The sequence below is a fragment of the Arthrobacter crystallopoietes BAB-32 genome, assembly GCF_000328305.2.
In the GTDB taxonomy this organism is placed as follows: domain Bacteria; phylum Actinomycetota; class Actinomycetes; order Actinomycetales; family Micrococcaceae; genus Crystallibacter; species Crystallibacter crystallopoietes_A.
Map to the genome: position 1 here is coordinate 1 of NZ_ANPE02000007.1, position 8,087 is coordinate 8,087.

Sequence of the window (8,087 nt, forward strand, 5' to 3'; positions counted from 1 at the left end):
TATTCCGAGCTCGGAATAATATCGACTTGTTGTTCTTCCATCTTGAACAGCGGCGCTACGTGGTCTTTGAGCTGAAGACGGGCAAGTTCCAGCCCGAGTATGCCGGCAAACTCAATTTCTACGTGGCCCTGGTCGATGACCAACTCCGGCGCGACTACATGTCGCCCACGGTGGGCATTCTGGTCTGCGGCAGCAAGAATGACCGCACCGTCCGATACATCCTGGACCGCTCAAGTTCGCCGATGGCGGTATCCGAGTACACCTACGAGTCCCTGCCGGAGCCGGAAAAGGAAGCCCTCCCGGACGCAGAGGAACTCACCGCCGCTTTTGACTGGGACCCACAGCCGTGAGGCATGGGCCAGGCAAACCCTATGCGGTGTTATCGGTGTAGAGGGAGCGAAGGATCGGTGAAGCTTTTCAGGCGGGTCAGGGAATCCGCTGGGATTCCTTGGGCTCCTCGTCGTTGAGCAGCACCCGGACCATGTGCAGGATGACTTCCCGCTGACGGGACGTGAGCCTGTTGGCGCGTTCCGGCAAGATGAAGGGTTCAAGCTCCCCGGTCGGGAGGCCCGCGGCCTGCCGGAGCTGGACCATGGGTATCCTCAAAGCAACTGAAAAGGCTTCCAACACGGACTCGGAGGGTGACTGCGGGACATTTCGCAGGTACTTCGCGATGGAGGTGTAGGAGACCTCGATCCCATGCTTATGGGCTTCCTGGGCGATCCGGCGCGCCGACCAGTTCTCGGTGTTGGAATCCTGCAGCAACCCGGACAAAGTCCGCCCGGACGACAGGTTACTCACCGGTGCAGTCCCGGGCTCCGCGCGACAGCGACAGCCCGGGAGCGCGCCGCCGCCGCTTCATCACCGTTGGCCTGTTTCACGAATCTTGCGAACATACCGGCGATCCTACCGACCGCCGATCCCTATCCAGTAAAGCGCCAAGGGATCTCTTGCCCTTACCCGGGTTGCTTGCCCGCTGATGGCGCGCTCCCAGCAGAACGACTCTCCCGGAGGATAGGACTCGCCCAGCGCTTTCTGTGGACGGGTTGTCCACCCTCAGGCATGCCTTTGCGCCTATACGAGGGCAGCCGTGTGGACACCCTGTGGAGGGGGGACCAAGTGCGGGAGAGTGCAGGGCGCGCCTTGTCTTGGCGGGTCTAGGATTGTTCCTCCACAACGAGAGGAGACGATCATGTCCTTGGACCAGGACCGCCGCAACAAGTCATACCGATTGCAGGTCGCTGGTGTTTGGATCGGCGGTGCGGGACTTGCCGTTGCACTGTTCCGCGCCGTCTTCGACCTATGGAACGTCGTGGGCCGTTGAATAAGAATCCCGTTCCGGCAAAACCTCAGAAGCCGGCTGCTTAGACCCAGCTCCCACCATGGTCGCCGCTGCCGCCGTCCAAACCCAATTACGAGAGACTTGCCGCGTCATATGCGCCGTTATCGGTATTTGTCGCTCGACGGCCATTCATGGCTCTTCACGTCGCTGAGCCACTCCCGACGCCAGGGAAACTACACCACGGCTGAGGATCAGATTAACAAGGGGAACGAAACGGGCGCTCCGGAAGTGGAAGAAGCATACGATGACAGACCCGGAGGAGCACCATGGCAGAGATGATCTGGAACGAAGGCGAGCATATCGAGGCCCTGGACCTGGCAGGGACGAGGATCAGTGGCACTGTAGAGCAGGTCGCGCCGGAAATCGGGGCAGCTTGGATCCGCGAAGACGGGTTGGGCGAGCGACGACTGGTAATTACGGATGACGCGGTCGCATCGGACTGATAGGGCGCAGCCGCAGACGCGTAGGCGACGAACCATCCCTCCTCCTATCACTGGTCATATGCGCCGTTATCTCCCTTTGTCCGGCACTTCATACACTTTGACTTGGTCGGGATCGAGGTAGCCGCGTTCCCGGACCTATCACCGGAACGGAATCCGATTCGTTCCACCACCCATAACCGTTTTGGCCCATCCGGTTAATCGCGATTCGATAGAGTATCTGAATCATCGGGGATGCCGGCAGTTCCAACGGACAGACCGCAGACGGGCAGGTCATCCAGAAAAACGGGGGATTGAACAGTGCTTCCCAAACAGGTCAGTGGCATCCGGCCAGCGATCATCGCGGCAGCAGCGGAAACCTTCGAGAAGGCCGGCTACGGAAGGACCGGTCTTGACCGGGTAGCCGAGCTGGCAGGCATCAGCAGGCCAGCCCTTGACCAGCATTTCCCGTCGAAGGCGGATCTTGCCAAGGCCGTCATAGACGCACAGCACCGAATCGTCGTCGCGGATGGCCTGGCGGTGCTGCAACAGGACCGGCCACCTCTGGATTCCATGATCATCATGTGCCGGGAGTTCGGGCTGCGGCTTCGCCGGGACACGGTCGTACGAGCAGGCATCCGGCTCACGTTCGAGGCCACGGCCTTCGGCCACCGTGTCCGCGAACCCTATGAAGACTGGAGCACGGTCACGGCATCCCTCGCGAACCGCGCTGCAGCAGCGGGCCAGCTTCGGCCGGAAATCGACCCGGCAGCCTTGGCGAGACTTGTGGTGGCATCCTTCACCGGTGTGCAGATGGTCTCCGATGTGCTCACGGGCAGGGGCGATGTCATGGACAGGATCAGGGAGATGTGGCAGATCCTCCTGCCCGGCATCCTGAACACGGAGATGCAATTCCAAATCCCGCGCCTCGTGGCCCTGGTTCGTGCCGATGGCACGGCTGCCGTTCAGGGATGACCGGACGGGCAGGATCCACGGGTGGGATCGCTGGCGACTCCGCCATCAGCTTCATCGTGGGCGACTCGAAGCCCCCGAGAGCGCAGCGATGATGATCAGCGCAACGGAACGCGCATTGAGCGCAGGCATAGCCGCCGCCCGTCCCGGAGCGAAAGTGCAAGACGACACCGCCGGACTTCCCGTATTAAATCCGTCGAATTCGCGCTCAATTCGATTCGCCGGACTTCACTGGTCATATGCGCCGTTATCGGCGCAAAGGGTGGTGAGCTGCCAGTGTGCTGTGCATTCAGATGCTGGTCTGTCGTCGGCTAAAGAAGATCGCGGATCAGCGCTGTAGCCGCGTCCATCCCGTAGAGCTTGTTCAGGGAATCCAGAATGTACTCGGGAGGATGGCGTTCATACTGTTGACCAGATCGCAGGGACATTGCCAGTACGGCCGCGACGCCGAGATCGGGGCGCATCGAGACGGTTTCGTAGGCGAAGTCCTGCGGACTGATGATGGTGAGGCCGTCTGGGATCTTCGCGGCGGGGAAGTCCCGGAAATTGTGAGTGACGATACTTCCGGCGCCGCCCACAACTGCGGCTGCCAGCACATGTTCATCGTCAGGGTCAGGCAGGCCGTATGTGCCCTCCAGGCCCTCCCAGCCGGTCACGATGGAATCGCTGAAACTGGACCGCATCTGCTCGGCTAGATGCCGCGCTATCTTCCGGGCCTTGTCCGGGTCCATTCCTCGGTCAATCTTCTTGAGCTCTTCGTTGGCTTCGACTTCCATGAGGATGGCTTCGCTGAAGATGAAGCGGTAGGCACCCTCGAACGCGAGGGAGAGGAGGAAGTCCCGCTGCGTGCTCGGCCAAAGCACGCAGCTGTCTAGAAGTGCGGTGAACATACCCCTATGTTGTCACTTGCCCGCGCCGGCGCTTCGCCGCCAGCTTGCGGGCCTCCTTCATCCGCTCAGTGGCGGCCTCTACGGGTTCGTCATCAATATCGCCCATGGACGCCAGAGCGTCATACTGTTCGGTCCTTCGTGCTTCCTTGTACGCCAGTACATCGGCGAGCTTGACGCGCCGGTGCGTGCCCGGCTTTTCAAACGGGATCTTCCCGGTGTCGAGGAGCCGAACGAACGTAGGGCGGGTTACCCCTAAAAGCTCGGCGGCCTGTTGGGTTGTCATCGTCATGGAGCTGGGAGTGAGCGTCACGGCCAAGCCCTTACGCATCGCTTCCACGGCCTTGACGAGTACCTGGTAGATCTCGTGGGGGATTTCCACCTGGTCACCCGGCTCGGAGCCGGACAGGAAGAATTGCGGCTGCGGGGGCGCCCCTTTTCTGGTGGTGTGCGCCGCTATAAAGTCGTATATTTCGCCAGCTTGGGGTGTTCCAGGGGCGAAAAAGGTTTCCTTCATCGCTGTGCTCGTACCCATGATTGCTCTCGCTTCTAGCTTGACCCAAGTTTGATTGGACGTTTTCGTTTCTTTCGTTTCATCGTAAGCCTTGCCGGCTGCGCGGTCCAGCCACCAAAAATGCCTTGCTTACGAGCTCCGACAGTTCCCCGTAATCTGCGACCGGATGAATGTATCGGTCAACATCGTCAGCATCCGCATCCGAGAAGTTGTAGCCGAGATCTTCCATGCCGATCTTGACCCCGTAGTTATCGCCTTCTGCCTTACGGGCCCCATGCCCCCAGAGAGTTTTTCCGCCCGGTAGCTCGCGGATAAAAACCGGGAAAGAGCTTAGGTCAAACTCTCCATCCGGCTCCGTGTCGTCGGTGTCGGCTCCTTCAAACCAGAACATCGGCGTTCGGCGGGCAACCAGCTGTCGTTGGACAAAGTGAGGCATCCATGGCCCTGCCGTGAGAACGACTTGCTGCGCCCTGTAGACCGTGTCGCCTATAGAGATGATCGCGCCATCGTTGTCGAAGGAGATGTCGGTGACGCGGGAGTCTGTCAGCACGGTGGCCCCCAATGCTTGCGCTGCCTGAATTGCGGACCGGACCCCCTTTTCCGGATAGGTGATACCGGCAGCGGGGTCCCATACTCCGACGTCTTCGGGTCCGAAGCCAGCATAAGTGGGATAGCGCCGTATCAAGTTGTCGTGCTCTATAACCTCGACCTTGGAGCCTGAAATGGATGCGGCGGCGAGTGTTCCACTGACGATGTGTCCGTCGGGCGGGCCCACCATGAGCCCTCCGGTCTGGCGGAGCAGAACCTGATCGGTGGAGTCGCCCAACTCGTACCACAGGTCCCTCGCTCTTTCCGCAACGCGGGTCAAGCCGGGATGTTCCATGCACGCTACCCGGAACAGGCGAGTGGATCCGTGTGTCGAGCCAAGGTGGTGCCCGATCCCGAATCGTTCAACACCAACGACGTTGATGCCCCGTGCAGCTAACCGCCACAATGCTTGGGATCCCCATGCACCTAATCCAACAACGACAACGTCGGTAGTTACTGAGGGAAGCGGATTCATGCGTTAAAACCTCCTGCTTGTCGGTGCGGGTTGAAGTTGTCTTGGCTGACGATCGGGACATTGATCCTCTACCGTGGGTGTCGAACTGAAGCGTGAGGGAGTCAAGTGGTCGATCGGCAGACGAGTTTTGCCTTGGTCTATCAGCTCTGCGGCAGCCAGTCCCAAAGCGCTGGCCATTTTGAAGCCGTGACCGCTGAACCCTCCCATGACCACAATGCGTTCGTCCGCTGGCAATAGGCCTACAAAGGGATGGTGGTCATTGGTGTAGCCGTCAAAATAGACACCGACCCGTGCTGGCTCCGGGATCAGGCTGGGCAGAAAGCGCGTGACCGCTTCCGAGATGGGAGCGAAAAGGCGGTCATCCACCGTCCGATTCACCGTGTCGACATCTGCCACATGGTCCCAGCCGTAATTGATACACACCTTCACGCTCGTTCCGTCCAAGGTTGGCCATCCCGAGATGTCGTATCCGTTTGCGCGACGGACAAAAATCGGGAAGACGTTACTTCGGAACTGCTCCGGGTATCGCGTGGGGAACCACGTCATGATCAGCCGCTGAACGTTGAGTGCTGGAGTTAAACCGGGAAGAAGCTTATTGGTCCAGGCTCCCGTGGTGACGATTATCCGTGGAAAGCGGTATTCGCGCTCATCTGTCACTACGACTATGGAGTCCGATTCCCGTCTCAGACGACGTACGGGTGTATGGGTGTGGATTTTGGCGCCGCTTCGTTCAGCCTCTTCGGCTGCTATCGCCACTGCCAATTCGGGTCGGAGGTAGCCGCTTTCGTGATCGAGGATGGCCTCCTCATCATCGCCGATGGAGTGCTGTGGGAACCGTTTCTGCAATTCGTCGGAATCCAAGACTTCATGATCGATGCCGTGATCCTCGATGGAGGTTCGAACACCTGCCAGGAAATCTCCGCCCCGGCTACCTATCATTAGGCCTGAATTGATCGTGAGGAGAGGGACGCCTGACTCCGCTTCGAGTTCTCGCCACTGCTTGCGGGCTTCGCGGAGAAGAGGGACATAGCGCGACCCTTCAGCGTACGCCGTGCGAAATAGCCGGCTTTCTCCCCCTGCACTTCCTCGGTCATGGCCAGGGGCGAACTGTTCGAAGCACATCGGCCTAATTCCGCGACGCGCCAGTTGCCATGCACTCAGCGCTCCCATGCTCCCGGTTCCCACCACAGCGACTTCGGCATCATATTCCATTCCTTCGCCGTCCTTTCCCTAGTAGGTGTGTATCACTGTAGGTAGGCGGCGATGCGCGCGCTAAATATCAAAACCCCTTGTCTTGATACACGGCGCATATGAGACTAGGTTCCTCATATGGAAATCCGGGAGCTGAAGTACTTCGTGGCCGTGGCAGAAAACCTTTCTTTCACCAAAGCAGCACAACGGCTGCAGATGACTCAGCCTCCTCTTAGCCAAGCCATTGCGCGCTTGGAGAAAGAGCTCGGTGTGAGGCTGTTTGAACGGGAAGCCCGGCAATCACCACGCCTAACGGAGAGTGGCACCGTACTTTATGCCGAGGCCCGCCGTATCCTCAAGGGAGTAGAAGTCGCTGAATCCCTCTTACGGCATACGAAGAAGAAGAAGCGTCTGCTGCGGGTCGGCAGCATCAGCAGCGTTCATTCAGGATTGATGCCTAGCGTTGTGCGCTCGTTCACGGAAGCGCATCCGGAAATCCGTGTTCTGGTGGCGGAAAGCGAAGAAGTCGATGTTCGATCTGAACTTCGTTCAGGTTCCCTGGATATAGGTTTTACGAGAGCCGGTGAGACTTCCGAAGGTTTTGAGTCGGAGTTTCTCTGTGATGAACCGCTTATAGCGGTTTTGCCGATAGCGCATCGCCTTGCCCACCGAAACTCAATCCGTCTTTCAGAGCTCGCAGACGACGATTTTGTGACTTTTGAGAGAAATGATGCCCCTGAAGCCTACGACCGCATCCTCATAAGTTGTATCCGCGCTGGATTTCACCCTAGGGTCCCCATGACCGCCAAGAACGATTTGGCCATGTTGAGCACAATAGCCTGCGGTGTAGGTATGTCACTAATGCCACTTGTATCTTCTAGTCTCGAAATCCCAGGCGTACGGTTCGTTCCACTGGAGGAACCCTGGGCCTTTACTCCTTTATCCATGACTTGGCTCAAAGGTATAGATAATCCAGCAAGAGACATGTTCGCATCTGCCGTTCGCTTGGAACTCCGCCGGAGGCAGGTGCAGGACTTAGAGAGAGGGCGCCGGACTCTTACGATGTAGGCAGATTAGGGGATAACAGCATAGTTCTCAATTGCAAGTTGATTCACGCATTATCGCTACTTTCGGCAGCGCGTTGGCGAATTTGAGCATCCTTCGCGCTGGTCTCCGCACGAGCCGCACCTATGCTCACTGGGCTGCTTCGCGAATTTCGGACAGCGGAATTGATGGTTTTTCCTATGCTGCCTTGGCGGGCTGTTGGTAACTGTAGTGGACGTCGTTGGGGTACCGGTAATCCAGGGCCGAGTGCCTGCGGCGGGCGTTGTAAAACCCTTCGATATAGCGGATGACGTCCCGGCGGGCCTGCTTCTTCGTCGCGTAGACAGTGCGGTGCACTCGCTCGTTCTTCAGCGCGGAGAAGAACGATTCAGCGGCCGCGTTATCCCAGCACACACCCGTTCGACCCATCGAAGAACGCATGCCCAGATCCTGGACCAGGGCACGGAACGAGGCCGCAGTGTACTGACTGCCACGGTCCGAATGCCAGATGGCGCCGGGCTCGATCACGGTCGTCGCCGCGGCGTTCCTGAGAGCCGTCTCGACCAGCTCCGAACGCATGTGATCGGCGATGGACCAGCCCACGACCTTCTTCGAATAGCAGTCGATCACCGTGGCCAGATAGACGAAGCCCTGC

Annotated in this window: 11 protein-coding genes and 1 pseudogene; 6 read left to right on the forward strand and 6 right to left on the reverse strand. The window is 59.0% G+C overall.

Annotated features, from left to right (window positions below; all coding sequences use genetic code 11):
- Nucleotides 1-350: PDDEXK nuclease domain-containing protein (locus D477_RS00135; protein WP_005266088.1), on the forward strand; the 350-nt coding region annotated here is incomplete at its 5' end.
- 76 nt (nucleotides 351-426) lie between these two features.
- Here the strand turns inward: D477_RS00135 and D477_RS00140 are convergent.
- The gene (locus D477_RS00140) at nucleotides 427-801 is read right to left on the reverse strand and encodes a hypothetical protein (RefSeq protein ID WP_150109912.1); all 375 of its coding nucleotides are present in this window, start codon (nucleotides 799-801) and stop codon (nucleotides 427-429) included.
- 391 nt (nucleotides 802-1,192) lie between these two features.
- Between D477_RS00140 and D477_RS23485 the strand changes: the two genes are divergently transcribed.
- The 4 genes and pseudogenes from D477_RS23485 to D477_RS23045 all read left to right on the forward strand — a co-directional run.
- The gene (locus D477_RS23485; protein WP_272943802.1) at nucleotides 1,193-1,324 is read left to right on the forward strand and encodes a hypothetical protein; all 132 of its coding nucleotides are present in this window, start codon (nucleotides 1,193-1,195) and stop codon (nucleotides 1,322-1,324) included.
- Between the two features lie 284 nt (nucleotides 1,325-1,608).
- Nucleotides 1,609-1,785, forward strand: a complete 177-nt coding sequence (locus tag D477_RS22455; protein ID WP_005266090.1) for a hypothetical protein — start codon at nucleotides 1,609-1,611, stop codon at nucleotides 1,783-1,785.
- A gap of 297 nt (nucleotides 1,786-2,082) precedes the next feature.
- The gene (locus D477_RS00145; RefSeq protein WP_005266091.1) at nucleotides 2,083-2,736 is read left to right on the forward strand and encodes a ScbR family autoregulator-binding transcription factor; all 654 of its coding nucleotides are present in this window, start codon (nucleotides 2,083-2,085) and stop codon (nucleotides 2,734-2,736) included.
- Between the two features lie 23 nt (nucleotides 2,737-2,759).
- Nucleotides 2,760-2,899: pseudogene (locus D477_RS23045) on the forward strand (type I methionyl aminopeptidase); the annotation flags it as partial.
- A 145-nt stretch (nucleotides 2,900-3,044) separates the two neighbouring features.
- Here D477_RS23045 and D477_RS00150 read toward each other — a convergent pair.
- From D477_RS00150 to solA, 4 genes are all read right to left on the reverse strand, one after another.
- Complete coding sequence (locus tag D477_RS00150) at nucleotides 3,045-3,623, reverse strand: PIN domain-containing protein (protein WP_005266092.1); 579 nt, start codon at nucleotides 3,621-3,623, stop codon at nucleotides 3,045-3,047.
- A gap of 4 nt (nucleotides 3,624-3,627) precedes the next feature.
- The gene (locus D477_RS00155; RefSeq protein ID WP_237740655.1) at nucleotides 3,628-4,137 is read right to left on the reverse strand and encodes a helix-turn-helix domain-containing protein; all 510 of its coding nucleotides are present in this window, start codon (nucleotides 4,135-4,137) and stop codon (nucleotides 3,628-3,630) included.
- Between the two features lie 76 nt (nucleotides 4,138-4,213).
- Nucleotides 4,214-5,197 carry an FAD-dependent oxidoreductase gene (locus tag D477_RS00160; protein WP_081608397.1) on the reverse strand — a complete coding sequence of 328 codons (984 nt, stop codon included), beginning with the start codon at nucleotides 5,195-5,197 and terminating at the stop codon, nucleotides 4,214-4,216.
- A 3-nt stretch (nucleotides 5,198-5,200) separates the two neighbouring features.
- On the reverse strand, nucleotides 5,201-6,409 hold the full coding sequence (gene solA, locus D477_RS21490) for an N-methyl-L-tryptophan oxidase (RefSeq protein ID WP_081608398.1): 1,209 nt from the start codon (nucleotides 6,407-6,409) through the stop codon (nucleotides 5,201-5,203).
- Nucleotides 6,410-6,526: 117 nt separating this feature from the next.
- On the opposite strand from solA, the gene D477_RS21495 reads away from it, so the two are divergent.
- Nucleotides 6,527-7,456, forward strand: a complete 930-nt coding sequence (locus D477_RS21495; protein WP_005266096.1) for a LysR family transcriptional regulator — start codon at nucleotides 6,527-6,529, stop codon at nucleotides 7,454-7,456.
- Between the two features lie 174 nt (nucleotides 7,457-7,630).
- Here the strand turns inward: D477_RS21495 and D477_RS00170 are convergent.
- The coding region (locus D477_RS00170) for an IS3 family transposase (RefSeq protein WP_005266097.1) at nucleotides 7,631-8,087 on the reverse strand (457 nt) is incomplete at its 5' end.